This window comes from Pseudomonas sp. RT4P38, from assembly GCF_054897765.1.
In genome coordinates, this window is sequence record NZ_CM142703.1 from 4773112 (window position 1) to 4799633 (window position 26522).

At 59.2% G+C, this 26522-nt stretch carries 28 protein-coding genes; 14 read left to right on the top strand and 14 right to left on the bottom strand.

Annotated features, from left to right (window positions below; all coding sequences use genetic code 11):
- Positions 1 to 19 precede the first annotated feature (19 nt).
- A complete protein-coding gene (locus ACYZT7_RS22125) occupies positions 20 to 430 on the top strand; it encodes a hypothetical protein (RefSeq protein ID WP_462038223.1) in 411 nt (136 codons plus the stop codon).
- Positions 431 to 444: 14 nt separating this feature from the next.
- The gene (locus ACYZT7_RS22130; protein WP_462038224.1) at positions 445 to 927 is read left to right on the top strand and encodes a GreA/GreB family elongation factor; all 483 of its coding nucleotides are present in this window, start codon (positions 445 to 447) and stop codon (positions 925 to 927) included.
- A gap of 5 nt (positions 928 to 932) precedes the next feature.
- Here the strand turns inward: ACYZT7_RS22130 and cysB are convergent, their stop codons facing one another.
- The 5 genes from cysB to ACYZT7_RS22155 form a co-directional block, all read right to left on the bottom strand.
- Positions 933 to 1907, bottom strand: coding sequence for an HTH-type transcriptional regulator CysB (gene cysB / locus ACYZT7_RS22135; protein ID WP_008148549.1), 975 nt, complete (start codon positions 1905 to 1907; stop codon positions 933 to 935).
- A 149-nt stretch (positions 1908 to 2056) separates the two neighbouring features.
- Positions 2057 to 2560 (bottom strand): universal stress protein, encoded by a 504-nt coding sequence (locus ACYZT7_RS22140; protein WP_449645427.1) that lies wholly within the window; start codon positions 2558 to 2560, stop codon positions 2057 to 2059.
- A gap of 93 nt (positions 2561 to 2653) precedes the next feature.
- On the bottom strand, positions 2654 to 3559 hold the full coding sequence (locus ACYZT7_RS22145; RefSeq protein ID WP_449645426.1) for a 5'-nucleotidase: 906 nt from the start codon (positions 3557 to 3559) through the stop codon (positions 2654 to 2656).
- 25 nt (positions 3560 to 3584) lie between these two features.
- Positions 3585 to 4541: a putative 2-dehydropantoate 2-reductase gene (locus tag ACYZT7_RS22150; protein WP_462038225.1), complete on the bottom strand. Its 957-nt coding sequence runs from the start codon at positions 4539 to 4541 to the stop codon at positions 3585 to 3587.
- Positions 4538 to 4924 (bottom strand): thioredoxin family protein, encoded by a 387-nt coding sequence (locus ACYZT7_RS22155; RefSeq protein ID WP_462038226.1) that lies wholly within the window; start codon positions 4922 to 4924, stop codon positions 4538 to 4540. Before ACYZT7_RS22155 ends, ACYZT7_RS22150 begins: the two co-directional genes overlap by 4 nt.
- Between ACYZT7_RS22155 and ACYZT7_RS22160 the strand changes: the two genes are divergently transcribed.
- Both ACYZT7_RS22160 and ACYZT7_RS22165 read left to right on the top strand, forming a co-directional pair.
- Positions 4923 to 5366 carry a PilZ domain-containing protein gene (locus ACYZT7_RS22160; protein WP_449645423.1) on the top strand — a complete coding sequence of 148 codons (444 nt, stop codon included), beginning with the start codon at positions 4923 to 4925 and terminating at the stop codon, positions 5364 to 5366. The two genes, ACYZT7_RS22155 and ACYZT7_RS22160, sit on opposite strands and share 2 nt — an antisense overlap.
- A gap of 128 nt (positions 5367 to 5494) precedes the next feature.
- Positions 5495 to 6571, top strand: a complete 1077-nt coding sequence (locus tag ACYZT7_RS22165) for a 3-deoxy-7-phosphoheptulonate synthase (RefSeq protein WP_462038227.1) — start codon at positions 5495 to 5497, stop codon at positions 6569 to 6571.
- A gap of 62 nt (positions 6572 to 6633) precedes the next feature.
- Here the strand turns inward: ACYZT7_RS22165 and ACYZT7_RS22170 are convergent, their stop codons facing one another.
- Positions 6634 to 6921 carry a GNAT family N-acetyltransferase gene (locus ACYZT7_RS22170; RefSeq protein ID WP_008057026.1) on the bottom strand — a complete coding sequence of 96 codons (288 nt, stop codon included), beginning with the start codon at positions 6919 to 6921 and terminating at the stop codon, positions 6634 to 6636.
- A 638-nt stretch (positions 6922 to 7559) separates the two neighbouring features.
- Here ACYZT7_RS22170 and oprI point away from each other — a divergent pair.
- On the top strand, positions 7560 to 7811 hold the full coding sequence (oprI, locus tag ACYZT7_RS22175; protein WP_002553018.1) for an outer membrane lipoprotei OprI: 252 nt from the start codon (positions 7560 to 7562) through the stop codon (positions 7809 to 7811).
- A gap of 124 nt (positions 7812 to 7935) precedes the next feature.
- Here the strand turns inward: oprI and ACYZT7_RS22180 are convergent, their stop codons facing one another.
- The 3 genes from ACYZT7_RS22180 to ACYZT7_RS22190 all read right to left on the bottom strand — a co-directional run bounded on the left by ACYZT7_RS22180 (position 7936) and on the right by ACYZT7_RS22190 (position 9968).
- Positions 7936 to 8910 carry a L,D-transpeptidase family protein gene (locus ACYZT7_RS22180; RefSeq protein WP_403141492.1) on the bottom strand — a complete coding sequence of 325 codons (975 nt, stop codon included), beginning with the start codon at positions 8908 to 8910 and terminating at the stop codon, positions 7936 to 7938.
- A 102-nt stretch (positions 8911 to 9012) separates the two neighbouring features.
- Positions 9013 to 9306: a hypothetical protein gene (locus ACYZT7_RS22185; RefSeq protein WP_123432651.1), complete on the bottom strand. Its 294-nt coding sequence runs from the start codon at positions 9304 to 9306 to the stop codon at positions 9013 to 9015.
- A gap of 56 nt (positions 9307 to 9362) precedes the next feature.
- Complete coding sequence (locus ACYZT7_RS22190; RefSeq protein WP_462038228.1) at positions 9363 to 9968, bottom strand: arylesterase; 606 nt, start codon at positions 9966 to 9968, stop codon at positions 9363 to 9365.
- Between the two features lie 10 nt (positions 9969 to 9978).
- On the opposite strand from ACYZT7_RS22190, the gene ACYZT7_RS22195 reads away from it, so the two are divergent.
- The 3 genes from ACYZT7_RS22195 to greB are packed head-to-tail and all read left to right on the top strand — an operon-like array spanning position 9979 to position 13698.
- Complete coding sequence (locus ACYZT7_RS22195; RefSeq protein WP_462038229.1) at positions 9979 to 10662, top strand: ABC transporter ATP-binding protein; 684 nt, start codon at positions 9979 to 9981, stop codon at positions 10660 to 10662.
- Positions 10662 to 13166, top strand: coding sequence for an ABC transporter permease (locus ACYZT7_RS22200; protein ID WP_462038230.1), 2505 nt, complete (start codon positions 10662 to 10664; stop codon positions 13164 to 13166). Before ACYZT7_RS22195 ends, ACYZT7_RS22200 begins: the two co-directional genes overlap by 1 nt.
- A 34-nt stretch (positions 13167 to 13200) precedes the next feature.
- Complete coding sequence (gene greB / locus ACYZT7_RS22205; protein ID WP_008148506.1) at positions 13201 to 13698, top strand: transcription elongation factor GreB; 498 nt, start codon at positions 13201 to 13203, stop codon at positions 13696 to 13698.
- Between the two features lie 18 nt (positions 13699 to 13716).
- Here the strand turns inward: greB and ACYZT7_RS22210 are convergent, their stop codons facing one another.
- The 3 genes from ACYZT7_RS22210 to ACYZT7_RS22220 all read right to left on the bottom strand — a co-directional run bounded on the left by ACYZT7_RS22210 (position 13717) and on the right by ACYZT7_RS22220 (position 16233).
- Positions 13717 to 14025: a class I SAM-dependent methyltransferase gene (locus ACYZT7_RS22210; protein ID WP_462038231.1), complete on the bottom strand. Its 309-nt coding sequence runs from the start codon at positions 14023 to 14025 to the stop codon at positions 13717 to 13719.
- Positions 14026 to 14273: 248 nt separating this feature from the next.
- Positions 14274 to 14708 carry a DoxX family protein gene (locus tag ACYZT7_RS22215; RefSeq protein WP_462038232.1) on the bottom strand — a complete coding sequence of 145 codons (435 nt, stop codon included), beginning with the start codon at positions 14706 to 14708 and terminating at the stop codon, positions 14274 to 14276.
- Between the two features lie 103 nt (positions 14709 to 14811).
- Positions 14812 to 16233, bottom strand: a complete 1422-nt coding sequence (locus ACYZT7_RS22220; protein WP_462038233.1) for an MltF family protein — start codon at positions 16231 to 16233, stop codon at positions 14812 to 14814.
- A gap of 235 nt (positions 16234 to 16468) precedes the next feature.
- Between ACYZT7_RS22220 and ACYZT7_RS22225 the strand changes: the two genes are divergently transcribed.
- Positions 16469 to 17275 (top strand): TatD family hydrolase, encoded by an 807-nt coding sequence (locus tag ACYZT7_RS22225; RefSeq protein ID WP_462038234.1) that lies wholly within the window; start codon positions 16469 to 16471, stop codon positions 17273 to 17275.
- A gap of 54 nt (positions 17276 to 17329) precedes the next feature.
- Here ACYZT7_RS22225 and ACYZT7_RS22230 read toward each other — a convergent pair whose 3' ends face one another.
- Positions 17330 to 18559, bottom strand: coding sequence for an acyl-CoA dehydrogenase (locus ACYZT7_RS22230; protein ID WP_449645415.1), 1230 nt, complete (start codon positions 18557 to 18559; stop codon positions 17330 to 17332).
- A gap of 165 nt (positions 18560 to 18724) precedes the next feature.
- Between ACYZT7_RS22230 and ACYZT7_RS22235 the strand changes: the two genes are divergently transcribed.
- From ACYZT7_RS22235 to ACYZT7_RS22245, 3 genes are all read left to right on the top strand, one after another.
- The gene (locus ACYZT7_RS22235; protein ID WP_449645414.1) at positions 18725 to 19654 is read left to right on the top strand and encodes a LysR family transcriptional regulator; all 930 of its coding nucleotides are present in this window, start codon (positions 18725 to 18727) and stop codon (positions 19652 to 19654) included.
- A gap of 203 nt (positions 19655 to 19857) precedes the next feature.
- On the top strand, positions 19858 to 20259 hold the full coding sequence (locus ACYZT7_RS22240; protein ID WP_046047542.1) for a MerR family transcriptional regulator: 402 nt from the start codon (positions 19858 to 19860) through the stop codon (positions 20257 to 20259).
- 25 nt (positions 20260 to 20284) lie between these two features.
- Positions 20285 to 21184, top strand: coding sequence for a hydroxymethylglutaryl-CoA lyase (locus ACYZT7_RS22245; RefSeq protein WP_462038235.1), 900 nt, complete (start codon positions 20285 to 20287; stop codon positions 21182 to 21184).
- A 608-nt stretch (positions 21185 to 21792) separates the two neighbouring features.
- Here ACYZT7_RS22245 and ACYZT7_RS22250 read toward each other — a convergent pair.
- Positions 21793 to 23490, bottom strand: a complete 1698-nt coding sequence (locus ACYZT7_RS22250; RefSeq protein ID WP_462038236.1) for an AMP-binding protein — start codon at positions 23488 to 23490, stop codon at positions 21793 to 21795.
- Between the two features lie 237 nt (positions 23491 to 23727).
- On the opposite strand from ACYZT7_RS22250, the gene ACYZT7_RS22255 reads away from it, so the two are divergent.
- Together ACYZT7_RS22255 and ACYZT7_RS22260 are read left to right on the top strand one after the other, a co-directional pair.
- Complete coding sequence (locus ACYZT7_RS22255; RefSeq protein ID WP_129436997.1) at positions 23728 to 24891, top strand: isovaleryl-CoA dehydrogenase; 1164 nt, start codon at positions 23728 to 23730, stop codon at positions 24889 to 24891.
- A 12-nt stretch (positions 24892 to 24903) separates the two neighbouring features.
- Entirely contained in the window at positions 24904 to 26511 is a 1608-nt protein-coding gene (locus tag ACYZT7_RS22260; protein ID WP_462038237.1) for a carboxyl transferase domain-containing protein, read from the top strand.
- Positions 26512 to 26522 lie beyond the last annotated feature (11 nt).

The window sequence follows — 26522 nt, forward strand, 5'->3', positions numbered from 1 at the left end:
CACCCGCCAGGAGGCAGCCATGCCCTACCGTCCAAACCCGCGCCGCCCGTTGCCGATCCAGCTCAGCGCCTTGAAACTGACCGGCAGCATTGCCCTGGGGGTGTGGCTGGGGTTTATCGCGATCGCGCTGACGTGCTGGCTCGCCTCTCGCCTGCTGTTCAACGAGCCATTGGCGCCCGTGGCTGCGGCGATAGAACAACTGGCCAAACCGCCGATGGTGGTGCAACCGGTGCCGGATAGTCCTCCGCAGAGCCCGCTGTTCGAACAATACGAAGAGAACCTGCGCAAAAACGAGCAGCAGCAACGGCTGGATCAAGCGCGCAGCAGCAACCGCAACCTGTCGAACCCCAAATGCCAGTTCTGGTTGCAACAGGATCAGACCGCACCGAGCGAAAAAAGCCGCGCCAACGTCCAGCAATTCTGCGATTGATCATGAAGCTGACCATGCACAAGCCTACCGTCCACCAACTGATTATCGACAAGCTGCGGATCGATCTCGACATCGCCGAGCGTGCCGCGCAAACCGCTTACGAAACCGCGACCCACGAAGAAAACATCGCCGAAAACAAATACGACACACTGGGTCTGGAGGCGTCATACCTCGCGGCCGGGCAGGCGAAGCGGGTCGAGGAGATCCGTCATTCACTGACGCTTTGCCAGAACCTGACGTTGCGCCCGTATGACGATCAGCGCGGTATCGAAGTCGGCGCCCTGCTCGGTCTCGAAGACGAAAAGGGACGTGAACAATGGCTGTTCCTGGCCCCCGACGCGGCGGGCTTGAAGGTCGATCTGGTGGGGCAATTGATCACCGTCATCACCCCTCGCTCGCCACTGGGCAAAAGCCTGCTGGGCAAGTTCGAAGGGGACGAGGTGGAGATTCTGGTGGCGGGCGCTCGGCAACAGTTTGCTGTTACGGAGGTAATTTAAAGAGATTAATGGACCGGCAGTTCGACGCCGTCGAACAGCTCTTCCAATTCCTGCTTGTTGTGGCACTGGATGGCCTTGGCCATGACTTCGCGAGTCAGGTGCGGGGCGAACTTCTCGATGAAGTCGCACATGAAGCCACGCAGGAAGGTGCCGCGACGGAAACCGATTTTAGTAATGCTGGATTCGAACAAATCGCTGGCATCAAGCATGACCAGGTCGCTATCGAGTTTGGCATCGACCGCCATTTTTGCCACGATGCCCACGCCCAGGCCCAGACGAACGTAAGTCTTGATCACGTCGGCATCGGCGGCGGTAAACACCACTTTGGGTGTCAGGCCGCGATGGCTGAACGCTTCGTCGAGTTTCGAACGGCCGGTAAAACCAAACACATAAGTTACGATCGGGTATTCGGCCAGCGCTTCGAGGGTCAACTTCGACAGCTTGGTCAGCGGGTGGCCCTGAGGCACGACCACGCAGCGGTTCCAGCGATAGCACGGCATCATCACCAGATCACCGAACAGCTCCAGCGCTTCGGTGGCAATGGCGAAATCCACGGTGCCGTCAGCGGCCATTTCGGCGATCTGCATCGGCGAACCCTGGTGCATGTGCAGGGCAACGTCCGGGTATTGCTTGATGAAATTGCTGATCACCGGTGGCAACGCATAACGCGCCTGGGTGTGAGTGGTGGCGATCGACAGGGTGCCTTTCTTCTCGTTGGAGAATTCCTGGGCGATCTGCTTGATGCTTTCAACCTTGCGCAGGATCTCGCCGGCGGTGGTGATAATTCGCTCGCCGGCCGGAGTGACGCGGGTCAGGTGCTTGCCGCTGCGAGCGAATACCTCGACCCCCAATTCGTCTTCCAGCAGACGGATCTGCTTACTGATGCCCGGTTGCGACGTGTAAAGGCTTTGGGCTGTAGCGGAAACGTTGAGGTCGTGGTGCGCCACTTCCCAGATGTAGCGCAATTGTTGAAGCTTCATATGAATCCCTCAAAGCAGGTAGACGCCACGGGCATCAGCGACGGTATATAACTATATTAATGGTTTGAAGAATAAATCTAGAACTTTTTTATCAAACTGCCACTATTCGTGTTCTGGTGTCCTGCCTCGTGAATACGCGAGGCAGGACACTAACGATCCCCTTGGCGACGACGTTCCACCAGCGGCACCAGGTAGACCGGTACCCGAGACAGTTGCAACACCCGCGCTGCAGTCCGCCCCAAAGGCGTTTCCGCGCCAGCACCATGGCTATGACTACCTACGATCAACAAATCCACGGAGAGTTTCTGCGCCTGGTCGAGAATCACCTGTGACGGGTCGCCCTGAAGCACCCGCACCGCTTGAATTCGTTTCAGGTCCTGTTCCCCTTCGTCCCCCAGTTCCTCACGAAAGCTGTCGAGTACCCGCTGCTCGATATTGGCAATCACCGTGTTCAGGCCCTGGCTGTGAAACTCGTTCAACGCCTGCTCATCGAGGTAACTCTGAAGCACCGATTCGGCGAACAATCCCATCGGTTCAACGGCGTGCACCACGTAGAGGTCGGCATTGAATGTTCGAGCCAGTGCCAAGGCATGTTGCATCACCAACGGCGCATACAGGCCAAGGTCAGTGGCATACAGCATCGACCGAATCATATGAACTCCTCGCGTCCAACATGGCGGAGATTGATTCAGCTTAGCAGTGCCTTGGCGAGTACGACGTCTCGCGTAACGCGTTGAACCGTGGGCTTAAACCTTTTGCTCGTTGCTTATGCCATGCGGCACGTGGCCGGTGGCGACCACTTCACGGGCCAACTCGCAATGACCGGCCTGATCGTCGAAAAACACGTCAGCGGCAAAGGCTTCGAGAAACGCCGACTTGGTCAGGCCGCCGAGAAACAGCGACTCGTCCAAACGAATGTCCCATTCGCGCAAGGTACGAATCACTCGTTCATGGGCCGGCGCCGATCGCGCAGTCACCAGCGCGGTGCGGATCGGACAGGCGTCATCCGGGAACTCACGCTGCAACAGATTGAGGGCTGCGAGGAAGCCCTTGAACGGCCCACCGCGCAAAGGCTCGCGGGCGGCTTCACGCTCGCTGGCCTGAAACGCTTCCAGACCACCGGACTGATAGACGCGCTCCGACTCGTCGGAAAACAGCACCGCATCACCATCGAAGGCAATGCGCAATTCATCGCTGGCCGCACGGCTGGCGCCACCCGACAGAATGGTCGCCGCGGCGAACCCGGCATCCAGTGCACTGCGCACGTCTTCGGCATGCGTCGAGAGAAACAGGTCACAGCCAAACGCCTTGAGGTACGGATAAGGACTGCGCCCGCCGACAAACGCCGCGCGGGAAATCGCCAGGCCATAGTGGTGGATCGAATTGAACACCCGCAAACCGGTGTCCGCACTGTTGCGCGACACCAGGATCACCTCGACCCGAGCGCGGCCGAGGCTGGTGTTCAAGTTGAGGAGTTTTTGCACCAACGGAAATGCATCGCCGGGCTCGAGGATTTCATCTTCGTGTTCGATCTGATATTGCCGATAGGCCTCGACACCACTCGACAGATAGACCTTGTGGCTTTCGCTCAGGTCGAACAGAGCACGCGAAGAAATCGCCAGCACCAGTTTGTCGTCGATCGTTTTTGCCATGCCCTTCTCCCCAAGGTTGATCGACTCAAATGTTACGTCGATCGATAAAACTCAAACTGCGATACAAGGCTTCGATTCGCGGCATTTCGCATCCTGCCGCTTTAGCCACCGCCAGGGGCCGGGCGTAAATCGCCTCCAGCTCCAGCGGTCGCTTGTGCAGAAAATCGTGGTACATGCTCGGCCAGTAGTCGGGCATTTTCTCGGTCATCATGAACAGATGGTCGGCATATCCGGCGGGTACGTCGTGACCGCAGGCGATTGCGCCTTGAACCACTTCAGCCATCAGAGCCTTGATCAATTCACGGCTGTCGGCATCGGCCATCAACGGCGTAGTGCTCGCCCCAAGCAGCACCGACAGACCGTTGTAAGGGATGTTCCATACCAGTTTTTGCCAGCGCGCCTGATGCAGGTTCGCCATGGCCTGAGAATCGATGCCGGCGGCGCGGAACAGCCCGGAGCCTTCCTCGACAATTGCCATGCGCGCCTGCTCGTCGGCTACGGGGCCGCTGTGATAGCCAACATTCACCGCGCCGAGCGCCTGATGGGTGATGACGCCGGGGCCGTCGCGATGAACGCAGATATAGCAGAGCCCACCGAGCACGTGCAGCGAATCGGGGAGCAACGCCCGCAAGCTGTCTTCGACTTCCAGACCGTTTTGCAACAGCAACACCTTGGCATTCGGTGCCGCCGCTTTAACGATGGCCGGCACCAGGTCCGTGTTGCTGGTAGTTTTTGCGCCGACCAGCAACCAGTCGCAGGGTGGCATGTCTTCGGCCGCAGAATAGGCCTGAACCGGATTCAACGTCAGCGCGCCGTGCACCGCACTGTCGAGCTTCAACCCGCGCTCGGCCACCGCCGAAAACTCACTGCGCAATAGAAAATGCACATCGAAACCTGCACGCGCCAGCATCAACCCGTAGAACCCGCCGATCGCACCGGTGCCGATAATACCGATTGTCGGTTTGGTGACTGCCCCCATCATGGCAACTCCTCTGCAATTCGACTCAACGCCTGACCCACGGCTTCATTGAGCTCGGTGCGGGTCAGGCGCGATTTTAGCGCCCCGAAGAATTCACCGTCGCGCACCACAAACAGCGCCGGCAAGTAAAAGACCTGATAACGCTCGACCACCCCGCCATTGTTCCCGGCATCAATCCAGCACAGCCGATCGACGTCCAGATCGAGTCGTGGCAATTGCTCACGGGCAAAACGGCAACTGGCGCAGCCGACACTGGTGAAAATAACCAGCGACACACCGCTCATCGCCAGCAGCCGTTGGTCGGCGTCGAAATCGGTTATTTCCAATTCGACCACTATACTGGGTGAAACAATGTCAGATGGCCGACACATGGAGTCCGTGCTCATGGGACGTTTTATTCCTCATCCTGACGATGTGCCCGTCGAATTAACGTTGCTCAAACCTGAGTGTATTTCTCGGCAACAGCTGCACACTATCAGCCTCGGGGGCATGGCTTGCAATTATCACCGGGCGTGGCGCCACGGTACGGCGCTGGAAGTGCGCATGCCCACCTTAAACCCCGACATGCGTTTTCTGGGTTATGTGGCCTGGTGCCTGCGGCGCAAGCGCGGCTATCTGGTAGGCATCGCTTTTGTTGACGAGCAGATGATGTTTAGTGCCCGAATGGGCGAGCAAGTGTGCCAGATCGAGCGTTACTGCCGCCTGCATGACGCGCACGACGACCTGCAGGAAACTCAAGCCCTGGCCCTCGAATGGGTCCAGGAGCACGCCGATGAGTTCTCTCACGACACGGTTCACAGGGTATTTGCACAGGCTGTGCTGGATTAAACCGGCGTCTGCCCATTGTCGAGCCACGGTGTAACGCGCTAAGGTTCTGCTCCCCGACGCGCTTAATTTGCTGTGCTCCGCCGCGCGGGTTCGCTGGCGGCCGGCACCCGTGACCTGACGAGTAAACGATGGCTGATTTACCGATCAACGACCTAAACGTCGCCTCCAACGAGACCCTGATCACTCCCGATCAGCTCAAGCGTGATATCCCACTGAGCGACGCTGCCCTGCGCACCGTCACCAAGGGACGCGAAGTCATTCGCAACATTCTTGATGGCACCGACCACCGCCTCTTTGTTGTCATCGGGCCTTGCTCGATCCACGACATCAAGGCGGCCCATGAATACGCCGAACGCCTGAAGGTGCTTGCGGCCGAAGTGTCCGATACCCTGTATCTGGTCATGCGCGTGTATTTCGAGAAGCCACGCACCACCGTCGGCTGGAAAGGTTTGATCAACGATCCGTACCTGGACGACTCCTTCAAGATTCAGGACGGTTTGCACATCGGCCGCCAGTTGCTGCTGGACCTGGCCGAAATGGGCCTGCCGACCGCAACCGAAGCCCTCGACCCGATCTCCCCGCAATACTTGCAGGACCTGATCAGCTGGTCGGCCATCGGTGCGCGCACCACCGAATCCCAGACTCACCGTGAAATGGCTTCCGGCCTGTCCTCGGCAGTCGGCTTCAAAAATGGCACCGACGGCGGCCTGACCGTAGCGATCAACGCCCTGCAATCGGTTTCCAGCCCGCATCGTTTCCTCGGTATCAACCAGGAAGGTGGCGTGTCGATCGTCACCACCAAGGGCAATGCCTACGGCCACGTGGTGCTACGGGGTGGCAACGGCAAACCGAACTACGATTCGGTCAGCGTCGCACTGTGCGAACAAGCGCTGAACAAGGCGAAGATTAAGCCGAACATCATGGTCGATTGCAGCCACGCCAACTCCAACAAGGACCCGGCCCTGCAACCGCTGGTGATGGAGAACGTCGCCAACCAGATCCTCGAAGGCAACCAGTCAATCATCGGCCTGATGGTCGAAAGTCATCTGAACTGGGGCTGCCAGTCGATCCCGAAAGACCTCACCGACCTGCAATACGGCGTGTCGATCACCGATGCCTGCATCGACTGGACCGCCACCGAAAAGTCGTTGCGCAGCATGCATGCCAAGCTCAAGGATGTGCTGCCAAAACGTGATCGCAGCTGATCACCGTTTTTTGCGCACAAAAAAACGCCGGGCTTAACCCGGCGTTTTTTTATGTGTACGGTTTACTGGCTCAGCTTGGCCGCATGCCGCTGGTGACGTTCCATGTAGCGCTCCACGTAGGAACACGATGGAATGACGGTGTAGCCCATTTCCTCAGCGTACTCCAGCGCCTTCTCGGTCAAGGCTGCCGCAATGCCGCGACCACGCAGTGCGTTGGGCACAAAGGTGCGATAGATATCCAGGGTCTGTTTCCCCAGATCCATATAGGTCAGGTAGGCACGATGACCGTCCACATTGGTCTCGAACTGATGACCAGCCTGGTCATGGTGGATGGACAACGCCTCGCTCATCACTACTCCTCGCGGGTCTGGAATTCTGACCCCTACCTTACCGATGTTTTTCCGGCGAAGGAACATCTACGCCACCCCGTGCCTGAATGGACACCGAGAAGAGCCGCACCAATCTCGCGCAACCGAGCACGTATCAAATAGTAGGCGCCATTGGCAGAAATGCTCAAGATACGCTCGTCATCACGCGGGTTGGCGGGTGCTGCTCCGGGTTACGCAGAGACGGCTCGACCGAAGATCCTGAAAGGTCGATAGCCTGAACATTGCCGGATATTGAGACTTAAGACGAGCGCCCTTTGTTAAAGTCACCTCTACATGGAGAAAGATATGAGAGGCGCCACGCAAAACCCGAACAAAAGTGTAGACGAATCCATCTAGACAGACTTTAGCCAAGACTCGGAAAAGAGCTGTGAGCGCACGGAACCTTTCTTCGGCGGCTCGCTCAACTCGGGCCTCCCAGCTGGATATTTTTTAAACAATGCAGTTAAAAGTTGCTCGAAAAAGAATCAACGCCTACAATTTTTTTTGCTTCTTGCTTTACGTCAGTTTACTTACGACAAGTAATGGGTAGTATGTACGCCGGCTATTCCCTCACTCTGAGGAGACAGCTACTTAATAGAAAGTCCTTGAAGGGGAACACGATGAACAACGTTCTGAAATTCTCTGCTCTGGCTCTGGCCGCAGTTCTGGCTACCGGTTGCAGCAGCGTATCGAAAGAAACCGAAGCACGTCTGACAGCTACTGAAGACGCAGCTGCTCGCTCCCAGGCTCGTGCAGACGAAGCTTACCGTAAAGCTGATGAAGCTCTGGCTGCTGCTCAAAAAGCACAACAGACTGCTGACGAAGCTAACGAGCGTGCTCTGCGCATGCTGGACAAAGCTAGCCGCAAGTAATAATCCTTCGGGATTGTTATCAAGCCGACCCATTTTTTGGGTCGGCTTTTTTATTGCCCGGCGTTTTGTGCAGGCCATAAAAAACCCGCCGGCGCAGTCAGCGTCGGCGGGTTCTGTTCAAGCATTACTGCAGCGGGTCGATCGGTGCACTCGTCACCATCGGCGCGGAAGCACTATTCGGCACTCCGATTTCCACCGGCAGGCCATCTTCAGCGGCAACCACGTCGCGCACTACATCCCAGTTCATGCGCAGGTTGTTGGTGATGTCCTCACGCTTGAGCATCGCATTGATCACCGCGGTGTGCTTGTCGACTACAGAGGGGTTGCCCTTGTCGTCCAGCGGTGTGTGCGCTTCCAGATACACTTTGCCGCCACTGACGCCGAATTTGTACGGATCGCTGACGATGCGTACCGACGTACCTACCGGCACCATGCCCGCCATTTCCAGCACGTTGTTGTTGAACATGCGGAAGCAACCGTGGCTGGTGCGCATGCCGATGCCGAACTTCTTGTTCGAACCGTGAATCAGGTAGCCCGGCGTGCCCAGCGTGAATTTGAACGGCCCCAACGGATTGTCCGGGCCTGCCGGCACCACGTTCGGCAGCGGATCGCCATCGGCAAGGTGCTCGGCCTTGATCGACGCTGGAGGGGTCCAGGTCGGGTTCGGCGTCTTGGCGATAATGCTGGTATGGGCAATCGGCGAGCCCCAGCCTTCACGGCCGATACCCAGCGGGAAGGTGTACACCACGTTCCGGCCTTTCGGGAAGTAATAGAGGCGGTATTCAGCCAGGTTGATGACGATGCCTTCACGCGGGCCCGGCGGCAGGATGAAGCGCGTCGGCAGCACCACTTCGGTGCCAGCGCCCGGCAACCATGGATCGACGCCAGGGTTGGCCGCGACCATTTCCGAATAGCCCAGATCGTAGGTGGTGCCAAGGTCGGCGAAGGTGTCTTCGTACTTGGCCTTGATCACCTGGACCTGGCCGATGATGTCTTCACCGGGCGGTGGCAGGGGCAGCTCCAATGCTGCTACGGGACCCGCCACACAGAGGGCGGCGAGAGACAGGTAGCGGGTGACGGCAGGAAAGCGCGGCAACATCCGGAAAATCCTTCGCATGATCGACAAGGGTGTAAAAATGGGATTGTACACCGGCGCCTGGAAAATCGGGGAGTTGACCGATAGCAAGCAATCTATCGGGTTCTAAAGCTCGAAACGCAGCTCTGGCCAGATCGGCGATGTGCCGCGTTTTTGCGATTCCAGAATGGCCCGGCACAGCGAGCACAGGCGCTGGTCCTGGAACACTCGGCGTTCGACGCTCGACCAGCGCGGTTGTGCTGGCAGCAGGCTACCGCACAAGGTCCGGTCCGCCGAGCCGCCCAGCTCCAGCTGACGGGTCACCAGATGTACCCGCACTTCCTGGCAGGCGAACAGATCCAGCTGTTCGTCAGGCTCGATCAGTTGGTAGGCAAAAAGGGACCAGGCAGGACGTGGCATCGGGGGCTCCAAATCGGGGGCGCCACCTTAGCCGAAACACCGCCGCTAGAAAAGCGTCAAAGCAGCGGTTTCAGTGTCGGCCAGACATTTTCCAGCAACTTGTCCTGAGCCCCGACAGTCGGGTGCAAGCCATCGGCCTGCATCAAGTCCGGATGACCGCCCACGCCGTCGAGAAAAAACGGCACCAGCGGGATCTTTTTTTCCTCGGCCAGGGTGCTGTAGACCTTCGCGAAGGCCTCGGTATAACGAACGCCGTAGTTGGGTGGCAACTGCATGCCGAGCAAAAGCACCTTGGCACCACTGTTCCTGGAGCTGTCGATCATCGATGCAAGGTTTTGTTGCAAATTAGCTGGGGGCATTCCGCGCAACCCGTCGTTGCCGCCCAACTCGAGGATAACCAACTCAGGCTTATGCTCTGCAAGCAGCGCGGGCAGGCGCGCCTGGCCTCCGGCGCTGGTGTCGCCGCTGATGGACGCATTGACCACCTTGTCGTCGAAACCTTCGCGCTTGAGCCGTTGCTCGAGCAGGGATACCCATCCCAACTGGGTATCCAGCCCGAAACCGGCGCTGATACTATCGCCAACGATCAGGACTGTACCCGCCGCTGCATTCTGGGCCATGCACATCAAGGCCAGGCCAGCACTCAAAAACCACACACGCATCGGATTCTCCATGGGCGCAAGCATTCTCACCGCGAAGAACCTCAGCAAAGTGGTTCCCAGCGCGGAAGGTGAACTGACTATCCTGCACGAACTCAGCCTGGAACTGAACAAGGGCGACAGCCTGGCGATTGTCGGCGCCTCCGGTTCCGGCAAATCCACCCTCCTGGGCCTGCTCGCCGGCCTCGATCTGCCAAGCAGCGGCGACGTCACCCTCGCAGGGCAAGCCCTGAGCAACCTCGACGAAGACCAGCGCGCGCGCATCCGGGCCGAGCATGTCGGTTTTGTGTTCCAGTCCTTTCATCTGCTCGACAGCCTCAACGCCCTGGAAAACGTCATGCTGCCGCTGGAACTCGACGGACGCAAAGACGCCCGTGAACGCGCCACCGAGCTGCTGCAACGGGTCGGCCTGGGCCAGCGGCTGACCCATTCGCCACGCCAACTTTCCGGTGGCGAGCAGCAACGCGTGGCGATTGCCCGTGCGTTTGCCGCCGAACCCGATGTGCTGTTTGCCGACGAACCCACCGGTAACCTCGACAGCCACACCGGCGAGCGCATCAGCGATCTGCTGTTCGAGCTCAACCAGGAACGCGGCACAACCCTGGTGCTGGTGACCCACGACGAACGCCTGGCACATCGCTGCCGGCGCCTGATCCGCCTTGAAGCCGGCCTGCTGGTCGCCCCTCTGGAGCCTTGATGGCACGCCTGCCGCTGTTGCGCCTGTTCAGTCTTGCCATCCGCCAACTGCGGCGCGACGCCCGCGCCGGCGAGTTGCGGGTATTGTTTTTCGCCTTGCTGGTCGCCGTCGCCGCGAGTACCGCCATCGGCTACTTCGGTGCCCGCCTGAACGGCGCCATGATGCTGCGCGCCACCGAATTTCTCGGCGCTGACCTGTTGTTGGAAGGCAGTTCGCCGGCACGGCCCGAACAGATCGGAAGCGGCACGGAGCTGGGCCTCGAACACGCTCAAGTGGTGGAATTCTCCAGCGTCATCGCCACTGACAACGGCATTCAGCTGTCCAGTATCAAAGCCGCCGATGAGGTCTACCCACTGCGCGGTGAACTGAAAAGTGCCCCGGCGCCCTTCGCCCCGGAAGAGCCTGGCGGCGGACCGAAACCCGGTGAAGCCTGGGTCGAAGCGCGACTGCTGACAGCGCTAAATTTGAAGATCGGCGACAGCATCGATGTCGGCATGCAAACCCTGAAGCTGGCGCGAGTGCTGACGTACGAACCGGACCGCGCCGGCAACTTCTACAGCCTCACGCCGCGAGTGCTGATCAACCTCAGCGACCTCGAGGCGACGGGTGTGGTGCAACCCGGCAGCCGGGTCAGTTACCGCGAACTCTGGCGCGGTAAAGCCGAGGCGCTGGAAACCTATCGTCAATTGATCAAACCCGGCCTCGCCGCCAACCAGCGTTTGCAGGATGCCCGCGATGGCAACCGACAGATCGGTGGTGCGCTGGGCAAGGCCGAGCGCTACTTGAACATGGCCAGTCTGGTCGCCGTTTTGCTGTCCGGTGTGGCGGTGGCGCTGTCGGCGACACGCTTCGCCACGCGCCGATTCGATGCCAGTGCATTGCTGCGTTGCCTGGGGCTGTCCCGGCGGGAAACCATGGTGCTGTTCAGTTTGCAGCTGACGGTGCTTGGACTGCTCGCCAGTATCAGCGGCGCCCTCATCGGCTGGTTCGCGCAGTTGGGTCTGTTCGCGCTGTTGCATGATTTATTGCCGACCGACGTTCCGCCGGGCGGTCTGTTTCCAGCCATCGCCGGGATCGGCACCGGATTGGTGGCGTTGGCCGGTTTTGCCTTGCCGCCACTGGCGGCACTGGGCCGGGTTCCGCCATTGCGGGTATTGCGTCGGGACATGCTGCCGATTCCGTCCAGCACCTGGATGGTTTACGGTGCGGCATTGGGCGCCCTTGGGCTGATCATGTGGCGTCTGAGCCTGGACCTGGTGTTGACCTTCGCCCTGCTCGGTGGCGGTGTGATCGCGGCGTTGGTGCTTGGCGGCTTGCTGTTGCTGCTTCTGAAGAGCCTGCGTCGAATGCTGGCGCGCGCCTCTTTGCCGTGGCGCCTCGGGCTGGGCCAATTGCTGCGTCACCCACTGGCGGCCGCGGGGCAATCCCTGGCCTTCGGATTGATTCTGCTGTCCATGGCGCTGATCGCACTGCTGCGCGGTGAGTTGCTGGACACCTGGCAAAACCAGCTACCGAAAAACGCGCCCAACTATTTCGCGCTGAACATCCTGCCGGCGGACAAACAGGCATTCATCGATCGCCTGATCAAACTGTCGGCGCAATCGGCGCCGCTATACCCGGTGGTACCTGGACGGCTGATCAGCGTCAACGGCGAGCCGGTGCAGGAAATCGTCAGCAAGGAATCGGCCGGTGATCGAGCGATCCAGCGCGACCTGAGCCTGACCTGGGCGGCGGATTTGCCGGCGGGCAACAAACTCACGGCGGGCAACTGGTGGACCGAACAGACACCGGACGAAATTCCCGGCGTATCGGTGGAAGGCAAAGTCGCCGAAAGCCTGAAGCTCAAGCTGGGCGATCACATGGTGTTTACCGTGGGCGGCGTCAATCGCGAAGCAAAAGTCACCAGCCTGCGGGAGGTCAACTGGGACAACTTCCAGCCTAACTTCTTCATGATCTTCCAGCCCGGCACGCTGAAGGATCTGCCGGCGACCTACCTGACCAGTTTTTATCTGGCGGCCGGTCATGATCAGCAAATCGTGGATCTGTCGCGAGCCTTCCCCGCGGTGACCATCTTGCAAGTCGAAGCCTTGCTCGAACAGCTGCGCAGCATCCTCGCCCAAGTCACCCTGGCGGTGGAGTACGTGCTGTTGTTCGTGTTGGCGGCGGGGATGGCGGTGTTGTTTTCAGGCTTGCAGGCGACGCTCGATGAACGCATTCGCCAAGGCGCCTTGTTGCGAGCGCTGGGGGCCGAGCGGCAATTGTTGGTCAAGGCCCGGCGAATCGAGTTCGGTTTGCTTGGGGCGGTCAGCGGATTGTTGGCAGCGCTGGGTTCGGAACTGGTGAGTATGGTGCTCTACCGCTACGCCTTCGACCTGCCGTGGCACCCGCATCCGTGGTTGTTGGTACTGCCACTGATCGGTGCGGTGCTGATCGGGGGAGCCGGTGTGTTTGGTACGCGCCGTGCGCTGAACGCCAGCCCCCTGACAGTCTTGCGCGAGGGTTGATAGACTCAAGCTCTCTCTACCAAAAGAAGTTGCCATGAGCCGTTATCGCCCTCCCCGCACCGCTGGCACCGCGCTGATCACCCCCGAAGGTGAAGCGCGGATGCGGGCCGAGTTTCATGAGCTCTGGCATGTTCGGCGGCCGCAGGTCACACAGTCGGTCAGCGAGGCCGCGGCACAGGGCGATCGCTCGGAAAACGCCGAATACACCTACGGCAAAAAGATGCTGCGCGAGATCGACAGCCGCGTGCGCTTTCTCACTAAACGGCTGGAAGCGCTCAAGGTCGTCAGTGAGAAGCCCAGCGATCCGAACAAGGTCTATTTCGGCGCCTGGGTGACGATCGAAGACGAGGACGGCAAAGAGTCGCGCTACCGCATCGTCGGGCCGGATGAACTGGATTTGAAACAGGGCCTGATCAGCATCGACTCACCGCTGGCTCGCGCCCTGATCGGCAAGGCGCTGGACGCGGAAGTTCGGGTCCAGACACCGACCGGCGAGCAGTGCGTGTATATCGTGGCGATCGACTATCTTTGAGCCGCAGCGCTCTAAGCCTCAACGGCGGGTAATCAGCCCTTGCCGGGCCACGCGAGTCAGTTGTTTGATCACTTCGGAGGCGTCCTCGAGACTGGGCGATTGAATCACCGCCAGATCGAAACTGTCGCTGGTAAATCGAGCCAGCGATTCACCGTCTTCGACAAACTGGATCAGGAAGGCCGCAGGCCCACCGGTGCGACGTGGCCAGCCATCGAGATAACGCAAGAGTGTCGGCTGATGTTTGCCGCCAAGCAGGATTTTTGGATTGCGCTGGGTGAGATGTGCCGTGATCGGCGCGGGGCGTACAACGGGGCTTAATGCATTCATCGTGTCGTGTCTCTGCCTCAAAAGTCTGCATGGCAGGTGAGAGGCAACACCGAACCAGCGCTTTAGCGGTATTTCGAAGCCTGAATCAAGCTTCTATCGGCAACTGAACGAGTCACCTGGCGCCCCGCAAGTAGCTGTTTAAATCGGCGCATGGGCAGCATCCTAGAGAAGCTGACCGGACAGTGTCAAGAATGACGCACAACAAAAAAGGCTCGCGCAATGCGAGCCTTTTTGTTGAGACAGAGCGATTAGCCGGCGATGGCGCGGTCAGCTGAGAGCTTGCCGGCGCCTTCGATCAGCACCGCGATGCTGCCGCCGAGCAGGGCCAGGGCGAATTCATAACCGTTGTTGGCCATGAACAGACCGTTGCTGATGTGCACTGTAAAAATGGCGACCAGCGAGAGGAAGGTCAGACCCAGTGCTGCCGGGCGTGCCAGCAGCCCGATGATCAGGGCCAGACCACCGAAGAACTCGGTACCGCCCGCCAGCGTCGCCATCAGGTAGCCCGGTGCCAGACCGATGCTCTCCATGTACTGCGCGGTGCCGGCCAGACCGTAACCACCGAACGCCCCGAAAAGTTTCTGCGAGCCGTGGGCAGCGAAGATGATGCCGACGAAAATCCTCAGAACGGTCAGGCCGTAGCCAGCGCGGGTAAACAGTACCTTGTTGATCAGTGAGCTCATGCTGTGTCATCCATTGTCAGTGTGTGGTGGTTGGCCGCTATATTAATCAGCAAATCTCATGTTAAAAGCGCAATAAATTCGCCATTACAATCAGTTTATTCGATCATTTACGTGAGGCAACTTTCTGCCCCTCGGGCTCCAACGACTCCCGCTCCCGATCGAACGCCAGGTAATACTTGTTCACGCTATTAACATAGCTGACAGCCCCCATTCCCACCTGCTCCATGGCGATGCGTTCGACCTGGAAGAACCACTGATTGGGATTCAAACCGCGCCGACGAGCCTCGGCGCGCATGCCCTGCACCCGCTCCGGCCCCATGTTGTAGGCCGCCAGCACGAACGCCATGCGCTCGCGCTCGTTGAGTTTGGGGCTGGCAAAGAACTTGCGACGGATCATCGCCAGGTACTTGGCACCGGCCTGCACATTGGCGTCCAGATTCTGAATGTTGTTGACCCCCACCCGCTCGGCTGCGGACGGGGTGATCTGCATCAGGCCGGTAGGGCCGCTGCCACTGCGAGCATTGGGTTGCAGGGCCGATTCCTTGAACGCCAGTGCCGCCAGGTTCAGCCAGTCCATGCCTTGGGCTTCGGCGTGCTTCTGCAGCACCGGTCGAAGTTTTTCGAGGCGCTGCCGATCAGCTTTGGCCAATGGATAGTGCACTTGATACAGGCGTCGATAAATTCGCAGGAACGCTGCGTCCTGATCCGATGGCTTTTTGTAACCAGGCAGGAAACGATCAATGCTCGCCCGCAACATTGAGGCGTCGCGGCGCACGAACCAGAACTCTTCGCCCGGCTCACTGATGAGCACCTGCCGATCGAAACGCAACTTGGGCAGGATCTTGCCCCAGCGCTCGGCAATGGGTTGTTCGACGATAGTCAGGTGAAAGATTCCGCCCTGGACCATCTCCAGCACGTCCTCGACCGCCAGACTGGGATCGACCCACTCGATTTTGACCGGTGGCAGCTTGTGCAGCGCGAGCTTTTGATTGATCTGACTGACTGCGTCCCCGGCGGCACTGCCGGTGGGCAACGCCAGGGTTTTGCCAGAGAGTTGTTCGAGACGGGTGTAACGTCGCTCGCCTTTGATCCCCACCAGGACCAACGGGATGTTGCTGGCAATCGGTTGACTGGTGCGGACCGCGTGACCCGGTTGCAGGTCGAGCAGCTCCCCCGGTGCGACCAGATCACCCTCGCCGCGCTGCAAAGCGCCAATCAGTTGATCCTTGGCTTTGGGAATGATCTTAAGGGTAATTTCCTGACCGTCACGGGCGTGACCGTTGAGGTATTGCTCGAAAGCGCGCAAACGGTGGTATTCAACACCGATGGCCTGGCCCTGAACTTCGCCGGAGCTGTTACGGCTCTGGTTGACCAACACCCGAAGCACACGACTGCTGCGGATTTCCGCCAAGTCGCGCACTTTGCTAGAAGGCACGGCTTGCAGCGGCCCGGCCAGACGCGCAACCGCCGGCATCGGCAGCAGCAACGAACAACACAGCAGTAGCAAAATCGAGGGACGTGTCATCCACTCTCCAGAAAGAATACTGGGCCGATCTCAAGAATTTTCATGAAATCGAACGACAGAAACAGAGCGCCTTGAGCGCTGGCAAAGTGCGAAAGACTGGCACAGCGATGGCACTCTAACCATCCCGACCTGTCTCGCGGCATCAAGAGACAGCTACAACTCATTGTAGTTCTTGGCTTTTCTTATAAATCTACAGCTCTGATATGCTTTCCGGCCTTTGGTCCGAGGTAGCACCATGCAACTCATCGATATCGGCGTCAACCTGACCAACCCAAGTTTTGCCGACAAACACCAGGCTGTACTCGACCGCGCCTACGCTGCCGGGATCTGCCAATTGGTGCTCACCGGCACCAGTGTCGAGGGCAGCGAGCAGGCTTTGGAGCTGTGCCAGCAACTGGACGAAACGGCTAAACGGCTGTTCGCCACCGCCGGCATTCACCCTCACTGCGCCAGCGACTGGAACGCCGACAGCGCCCAGCGTCTGCGCAGTTTGCTCAAGGAGCCGAACGTCGTGGCGGTGGGTGAATGCGGGCTGGATTTCAATCGTGATTTCTCGCCGCGCCCGCAGCAGGAAAAAGTCCTCGAAGAGCACCTGGCGATGGCGGTCGAGCTGCAATTGCCGGTGTTCCTCCACGAGCGCGACGCCAGTCACCGCTTGCTGGAAATCCTGCGTGATTACCGTGATCAGTTGCCGGCCGCCGTGGTGCATTGTTTCACCGGTGAAAAGAAGGCGCTGTTCAGCTACCTTGATCTGGATTTACACATCGGCATCACCGGCTGGATTTGCGACGAGCGCCGGGGCACGCATCTGCATCCGTTGGTGAAAGAGATCAAACGGGGACGGTTAATGCTGGAAAGCGATGCGCCGTATCTGTTGCCGCGCAGCTTGCGCCCCAAGCCGAAGAATGGTCGCAACGAACCGGCGTATCTGACCGAAGTGTTGCGTGAAGTGGCGTTGCATCGTGGGGAGAGCGAGGAAGATCTGGCCGCTCACAGCACGGCGTGTGCGCGAGCATTCTACGGGTTGCCTTCTGTTGATTGATGCAGCCTCGACGTTATCACGAGCCTGATCCAGGCCCGCGATACAAGCCGGGGTTTAGTGACTGCTGCGCATCATCTCTTTAGGCACGTACTTGCCGATCTCGAACTTGCCGATCGCCGCGCGGTGCACTTCGTCCGGGCCGTCGGCCAGGCGCAGGGTGCGTTGCATCGCGTACATATAGGCCAGCGGGAAATCGTTGGAAACCCCTGCCCCGCCATGGATCTGGATCGCCCGGTCGATAACCCGCAAGGCCACGTTCGGTGCGACAACCTTGATCTGAGCGATTTCGCTCTTCGCCACCTTGTTGCCGACGGTGTCCATCATGTACGCCGCTTTCAAGGTCAGCAGGCGCGCCATGTCGATCTCCATCCGCGAGTCGGCGATCTTGTCGATGTTGCCGCCCAGACGTGCCAAGGGTTTACCAAACGCGGTACGGCTCACGGAACGTTTGCACATCAGTTCCAGCGCACGCTCGGCCATGCCGATCGAACGCATGCAGTGGTGAATCCGGCCCGGGCCAAGGCGACCCTGAGCGATTTCGAAGCCGCGTCCTTCGCCCAACAGGACATTTTCGTACGGCACCCGGACGTTTTCGAACAGCACTTCAGCGTGGCCGTGAGGTGCATCGTCGTAACCAAACACGGGCAGCGGACGAACGATCTTCACGCCCGGTGCATCCACCGGTACCAGAATCATCGAGTGCTGGGCATGACGCGGCGCGTCAGGATCGCTCAGGCCCATGAAGATCAGAATCTTGCAGCGTGGATCGCAGGCGCCTGAGGTCCACCATTTTTTGCCGTTGATCACCCATTCGTCGCCATCACGCACGGCGCGGGCGGCCATGTTGGTGGCGTCGGACGAGGCCACGTCCGGTTCAGTCATGGCGAACGCCGAGCGGATCTCGCCGCGCAGCAGCGGTTCGAGCCAGCGTTGCTTCTGTTCTTCGTTGGCGTAGCGCACCAACACTTCCATGTTGCCCGTGTCTGGCGCGGAGCAGTTGAACGGTTCAGGGCCTAGCAGCGAGCGGCCCATGATTTCCGCCAACGGCGCGTATTCGAGGTTGGTCAGGCCGGCGCCGAGTTCGGACTCAGGGAGAAACAAATTCCACAGGCCTTCAGCCTTGGCCTTGAGTTTGAGCTCCTCCATGATTGCGGTCGGCTGCCAGCGATCGCCCTCGGCGACCTGGCGCTCGAACACCGCTTCGGCGGGATAAACGTAGGTGTCCATGAACGCGGTCACGCGCTCACGCAGTTCTTGCACCTTGGGCGAATAAGCGAAATCCATGGGCAGCTCTACCTTTTAACTGAGGGTTTTGATGAGTTGTTCAGGTCATGCAATCGATGCTAGAACAGCTACGAAAATTTACCTAGCCTATTCTCGGCGTGTATTAACATTCATCACCGATATATGATCGGCTGATCGAGAGCCCAACAATAAGAGTGCAGCGCAATGAATCTGAGCAAGGTCGACCTCAACCTTTTCATCGTCTTCGACGCGATCTACACCGAAGCCAACCTGACCCGCGCCGGGCAGATTGTCGGCATTACTCAACCGGCGGTCTCGAACGCTCTGGCCCGTCTGCGCGAGACCTTCAATGACCCGTTGTTCGTGCGTACCGCTCAGGGCATGGTACCGACGCCGATGGCCCAGAACATTATCGGGCCGGTGCGTAACGCCCTCTCCTTGCTGCGGGTGTCGGTGCAGGAAAGCCGTATTTTCAACCCGTTGCAGGCGGTCAAGACCTACCGCATCAGCATGACCGACCTCACCGAGGCGGTGATCCTGCCGCCACTGTTCCAGCGCCTGCGGCGCCTGGCGCCGACGGTGATCATCGAAAGCTTTCTGTCCAAGCGCCGCGAAACCACCAAGGAACTGGCGGCCGGGCGTCTCGATTTCGCGGTGGATGCGCCGCTGAACACTGACCCGCAAGTGCGCCACGTCAAATTGATGGAAGACCGATACGTGTGCGCCATGCGCAAAGGCCATCCGCTGGCGGGCAAAGAGAAGTTCACCCTCGATGATTATCTGTCGCTGACTCACATTCACATTTCCAGCCGCCGTAGTGGTCTGGGCCATGTCGACCTGGCCTTGGGCAAAATGGGCATTCAGCGCAAAATCGCCCTGCGTTCCCAGCACTACCTGATGGCGTCCCAAGTGCTGCAGCAAACCGACATGGTCATGACCGTGCCGGAACGCTTCGCCCGTCGCCATGACCTGTACTCGGTGAACCTGCCGGTCAAGGATGTGCCGCCGGTGGAAACCCACCTCTATTGGCACGAAAGCACTGATCAGGACCCGGCCAACCGCTGGATGCGCGAGCAGATGATCGAGTTGTGCCAGCAGGTGACGGCACATGAGAAGAAACTCGACAAAGTGTAGGACGTGCACCGCGTCGCCCCCATCGCGAGCAAGCTCGCTCCCACAGTGATCTTCAGTGAACACAAATTCTGTGTATTGCAGAAATCCCTGTGGGAGCGAGCTTGCTCGCGATGAGGCCCACAAACACACTGAAGATGCATGCTGCTTGACGTAAACGTCAACCTGCCATTAGCTTAGCGCCATGACCTTTTTCGAGCGCGTCCATGAGCAGCCAGACCTATAGCATTTCCGACCTCGCCCGCGAGCTCGACATCACCACCCGGGCCATCCGCTTTTATGAAGAGCAAGGCCTGCTCAGCCCCGAGCGACGCGGTCAGGAACGCATCTACTCGCCCCGCGACAAGGTCAGCCTGAAGCTGATCCTGCGGGGCAAGCGCATTGGTTTCTCTCTGGCCGAATGCCGCGAGCTGATCGAACTCTACGACCCCACCGGTGGCAATCAGAAACAGCTGCAAACCATGCTGACCAAAATCGCCGAACGTCGTGAACAGCTGGAGCAGCAGATGCTCGACATCGAACAGATGAAGCTGGAACTGGACACCGCGCAGGAGCGTTGCACCCAGGCGCTGGAACAGACCATCAAGAGCCAGCAAACCGTTCAGTAGCCCTTAACCCACAGGTGAATTGCTTATGTCCCTTCCCGCCCACGTACGCCTGGTCGAAGTCGGCCCACGCGACGGTCTGCAAAACGAAGCTCAACCCATCAGCGTTGCGGACAAGGTGCAACTGGTCGACGCGCTGACCGCCGCCGGTCTCGGCTACATAGAAGTCGGCAGTTTCGTCTCGCCCAAATGGGTACCGCAGATGGCCGGCTCTGCTGAGGTCTTCGCGCAAATCCAGCGCAAGCCTGGCGTGACCTATGGTGCACTTGCCCCCAACCTGCGCGGGTTTGAAGACGCCATTGCGGCCGGGGTCAAGGAAGTCGCGGTGTTCGCTGCGGCGTCGGAAGCGTTTTCCCAGCGCAACATCAATTGCTCGATCAGCGAAAGTCTGGAGCGCTTCGTGCCGATCATGGACGCCGCCAGGCAAGAGGGTGTCAGCGTGCGCGGTTACGTGTCCTGTGTGCTGGGCTGCCCCTACGAAGGTAACGTCGCGCCTGCGCAAGTCGCGTGGGTCGCCCGCGAGCTCTACGCGATGGGCTGCTATGAAGTTTCCCTGGGCGACACCATCGGCACCGGCACCGCTGGCGCAACCCGAAAGATGTTCGAGGTGGTGTCGGCCGACGTACCCCGTGAAAAATTGGCCGGGCACTTCCACGACACTTATGGCCAGGCCATGGCCAACATTTACGCCAGTCTGCTGGAAGGCATCTCGGTATTCGACAGCTCCATCGCCGGCCTCGGCGGCTGCCCATACGCCAAGGGCGCCAGCGGTAACGTTGCCACCGAAGACGTGGTTTACCTGCTTAACGGCCTGGGTATCGAGACCGGTATCGACCTGGACGCCTTGATTCTGGCCGGCCAGCAGATTTGCACGGTGCTGGGGCGTCCGACCGGTTCGCGCGTGGCCAAGGCTCGCAGCGCACAGTGAGGCCTCAGGGTGTTACCGCCGCCTCTGGAACGTGGGCGAAAGCGAGTAACACGGAAACAAATTGTCGTGCTTTGACTGAATGAAAAATCCTACATAATTTCAAGCCGTTGATTTTAAAGACTTTTTAAAAGTTGGCACGGCTTCTGCTATCTCTATTGCATAACAAGAACAAAAAAAGCGGCAAACCTAATAAAAATAAGACGTAACGACTCTGACATAACAAAAACAACACGGCAGAGACGCAGCTAACAGATTTTTTTGGAGAGGATGTGCTTTTCAGGGTGCTTTTCGGAGTAACCCGCAACCGGGCAGAGAACAATAAAACTACCTTCAGGTAGCTCCCGAACTGGTTGGATCGCTTAGCGAAAAAGTAGATCAGCGCTCAAAAAAATACGTTTGCTCTTGATCCCGGATGGGGATCGACAAAAACAGCGGTAAGGGTCACGGTTTCTAAAAACAACAACAGACCGCCCCTCAATAATAAAAAAAGAGCACGCGCAACGACAAAATTAAAGGGGAGCTTCGGCTCCCTTTTGTGCTTTTTGGCGTTTGTAATTTCCAGCGCCATCCCCTGTGGGAGCGAGCTCGCTTCTCACAGGGGATTATCGTCAGATGGTATTGGTTTTCAGCTCCTCGATACTGATCTCGCGCATTCGAAACTTCTGAACTTTCCCCGTCACCGTCATCGGAAACTCTTCCACGAACTTAAAGTAACGCGGTGTCTTGAAGTGCGCGATGCGTTCCTTGCACCAGGCTTGCAGCTCCTGCTCGGTGGCGCTGTGGCCCGGATGGAATTTGATCCAGGCGACAATCTCTTCGCCATAACGCGAGCACGGAATCCCGATCACCTGCACATCGGCTACCGCCGGATGGGTAAAGAAGAATTCTTCCAGTTCCCGTGGGTAAATGTTCTCACCGCCGCGGATGATCATGTCCTTGTTACGTCCGGCAATGCACACGTAGCCTTCGTCGTTCATGCTCGCCAGATCACCGGTGTGCATCCAGCCGGCCTGGTCGATCGCTTCCGCGGTGCCTTGCGGATTGTTCCAGTAACCGAGCATCACGCTGTAACCGCGCGTGCACAGTTCACCGATAGTGCCCCGCGACACCAGGTTGCCCGCCTCGTCGATGATCTTGCTTTCCAGTTGTGGCTGGGTGCGGCCGACGGTGGTGACGCGCAACTCCAATTCGTCTGACGGACCGGTCTGCAACGACACCGGACTTGTTTCCGTCATGCCGTAGGCAATCTGCACTTCGCTCATGTGCATGTCACTGATGACCCGGCGCATCACCTCGATCGGACAAGTTGCCCCGGCCATGATCCCGGTGCGCAGGCTCGACAGATCGAATTCGGCACGTTGGGGCTGATCGAGCATGGCGATAAACATGGTCGGCACACCGTAGAGTGCAGTGGCCTTTTCTTCGGCGACAGTGGTCAGGGTCAGCAGTGGATCGAAGGCATCGTTGGGGTAAATCATGGTGCTGCCGTGGGTCATGCAACCGAGGTTCCCCATGACCATGCCAAAGCAGTGATACAACGGCACCGGGATGACCAGACGGTCACTCGCGGTCAACCCGAGGCTTTCGCCGACCATGTAACCGTTGTTGAGAATGTTGTAGTGACTGAGGGTCGCGCCCTTGGGAAAACCGGTGGTACCGGAGGTGTACTGGATGTTTACCGCTTGGTCGAAATGCAGGCTGTCCTGCCGTTCGCTCAACTGCTCGGCCGACACGCTGCCCGCCAGATCGATCAATTGTGACCAAGGCAGGAAACCCGATGGCGGCTGGGCATCGAGGCTGATCACCCCGCGCAGATCCGGCAGGCGTTCGCATTGCAATTTCCCGATGGATTGCTCCGCCAACTCAGGCACCAAACCCTGCAGCATCCCGTGATAGTCGGAGGTCTTGAAGGCGCCGGCGCAGGCCAGCCATTGGCAACCGGATTGCTTCAACACGTATTCAAGTTCGGAGCTGCGATAAGCCGGGTTGATGTTGACCAGAATCACGCCAATTTTCGCGCTGGCGAACTGGCTGATACACCACTGGGCGCAGTTCGGTGCCCAGATACCCAGACGATCACCGGTCTGCAAACCCAGCGCCAACAGCGCTTTGGCATGCAGATCCACGGCGTCGGCCAGTTGCTGCCAGGTGTAGCGCAGCTGTTGATGGCGCACGACCAGCGCCTCCCCGGTCGGGTACTGCGCGACGGTGTTATCGAACGCCTGGCCGATGGTCATCGCCAGCAAGGCTTTGTCCTGGGAACCACGGGTATAACTGCGCTGCGAGCTTGCACTGGGTTGATCCATGACGACCCCTATTGTCTTTATTGTAGGAGCGAGGCTTGCCCGCGATGGGAGCACTGCGGTGTAACTATACGACCGCGTTATCGTTCTTCGCGAGCAAGCTTTGCTCCTACAGAGTCGCTCAAGTTGACGTTAACGTAAAGGGTGATTGACAGCCATTCGTCACAGGCTTACGTTAACGTAAAGGTGAGAACCAAATCACGGCCCTCCCTACCCTACAAAAAAGCCAAAAGGTGACCCATGAGCTACCCATCCCTGAACTTTGCCCTCGGTGAAACCATCGACATGCTGCGCGATCAGGTTCAGTCCTTCGTCGCCAAAGAGATCGCACCACGCGCCGCTCAGATCGACATCGACAACCTGTTCCCCGCCGACCTGTGGCGTAAATTCGGCGACATGGGCCTGCTGGGCGTGACCGTCCCGGAAGAGTACGGCGGCGCTGGCCTGGGTTACCTGGCGCACGTGGTTATCATGGAAGAAATCAGCCGCGGTTCGGCCTCGGTCGCCCTGTCCTACGGCGCGCACTCCAACCTTTGCGTCAACCAGATCAACCGCAACGGCAATCACGAACAGAAAACCAAGTACCTGCCGAAACTGATCAGCGGCGAGCACATCGGCGCCCTGGCCATGAGCGAACCGAATGCCGGTTCTGACGTGGTGTCGATGAAACTGCGCGCCGACAAACGCGGCGATCACTACGTCCTCAACGGCAGCAAGACCTGGATCACCAACGGCCCGGACGCCAATACCTACGTGATCTACGCCAAGACTGACCTGGAAAAAGGCCCCCACGGCATCACTGCGTTCATCGTAGAACGTGATTCCAAAGGCTTCAGCCGCAGTAACAAGTTCGACAAACTCGGCATGCGCGGTTCAAACACCTGCGAGCTGTTCTTCGATGACGTCGAAGTGCCGGAAGAAAACATCCTCGGCGTGCTCAATGGCGGCGTGAAGGTGCTGATGAGCGGCCTCGATTACGAACGCGTTGTTCTGTCCGGCGGCCCGACCGGGATTATGCAGGCCTGCATGGACCTCATCGTTCCGTACATCCACGACCGCAAGCAGTTCGGCCAAAGCATCGGCGAATTCCAGCTGATCCAGGGCAAGGTCGCCGACATGTACACCCAACTCAACGCCAGCCGCGCCTACCTGTATGCGGTGGCCCAGGCGTGCGAACGCGGCGAAACCACCCGCAAGGATGCCGCCGGTGTGATCCTTTACAGCGCCGAACGCGCCACACAAATGGCCCTCGACGCGATTCAGATTCTCGGTGGCAACGGCTACATCAACGAATTTCCGGCCGGTCGTCTGCTGCGTGACGCCAAGCTGTACGAAATCGGCGCCGGTACCAGTGAGATCCGTCGCATGCTGATCGGTCGCGAACTGTTCAACGAAACCCGCTAAACGGAGCTGTCCATGGCTATTCTGCATACCCAGCTCAACCCCCGTTCGGCGGAGTTCGCGGCCAACAGCGCGGCAATGCTCAAACAGGTCGACGCCCTGCACACCCTGCTCGCGCAAGTGCAGCAAGGTGGCGGCCCGAAGGCTCAAGAACGCCACACCTCGCGGGGCAAACTGCTGCCCCGTGAGCGGATCAATCGCTTGCTCGATCCGGGTTCGCCGTTTCTTGAGATCAGTCAATTGGCGGCCTACGAGGTGTATGGCGAAGACGTGCCGGCCGCTGGCGTGATTGCCGGGATCGGCCGTGTGGAAGGCGTCGAATGCATGATCGTCGCCAACGATGCCACCGTGAAAGGCGGTTCGTATTACCCGCTGACCGTGAAAAAACACCTGCGCGCGCAGACCATCGCTCAGCAGAACCGTTTGCCGTGCATCTACCTGGTGGACTCCGGCGGCGCCAACCTGCCGCGTCAGGATGAAGTATTCCCGGACCGCGAGCACTTCGGAAGAATCTTCTTCAATCAGGCGAACATGAGCGCCATGGGCATTCCGCAAATCGCGGTGGTCATGGGTTCCTGCACCGCTGGTGGCGCGTACGTGCCGGCCATGGCCGACGAAGCGATCATGGTCCGCGAACAGGCAACCATTTTCCTCGCCGGCCCACCGCTGGTGAAAGCCGCGACCGGTGAAGTGGTCAGCGCCGAAGACCTCGGCGGGGCCGATGTGCACTGCAAGATTTCCGGGGTGGCCGACCATTACGCCGAGAGCGACGAACACGCCTTGGCCATTGCACGGCGCAGCATCGCCAACCTCAACTGGCGCAAACTCGGCGAAGTGCAACAGCGCACGCCAATCGCTCCGCTCTACAACAGCGACGAGTTGTACGGCGTGGTGTCGGCAGACGCCAAGCAGCCGTTCGACGTGCGCGAAGTGATCGCGCGGTTGGTGGACGGTTCGGTGTTCGACGAGTTCAAGGCGCTGTTCGGGACGACGCTGGTGTGCGGTTTTGCCTACTTGCACGGTTACCCGGTCGCGATCCTCGCCAACAACGGCATTCTGTTCGCCGAAGCCGCGCAGAAAGGCGCGCACTTCATCGAGCTGGCCTGCCAGCGCGGCATTCCACTGCTGTTCCTGCAAAACATCACCGGTTTCATGGTCGGCCAGAAGTACGAGGCCGGCGGCATCGCCAAGCACGGCGCGAAACTGGTGACCGCCGTGGCATGCGCCAAGGTGCCGAAATTCACCGTGATCATTGGCGGTAGCTTCGGTGCCGGTAACTACGGCATGTGCGGCCGGGCTTACGATCCACGTTTCCTGTGGATGTGGCCGAACGCACGCATCGGCGTGATGGGCGCCGAGCAAGCCGCAGGTGTTTTGGTGCAGGTTAAGCGCGAGCAGGCCGAACGCAGTGGCCACAGTTTCAGTGCCGAGCAGGAAGCCGAAATCAAGCAACCGATCCTCGATCAGTACGAAGAACAGGGGCATCCCTATTATTCCAGCGCTCGACTGTGGGACGACGGTGTCATCGACCCGGCGCAAACCCGCGATGTATTGGCCCTGGCCTTGTCGGCGTCGCTGAATGCGCCTGTCGAACAGAGCCGCTTCGGCGTGTTCAGGATGTGATCGGGAGAAAA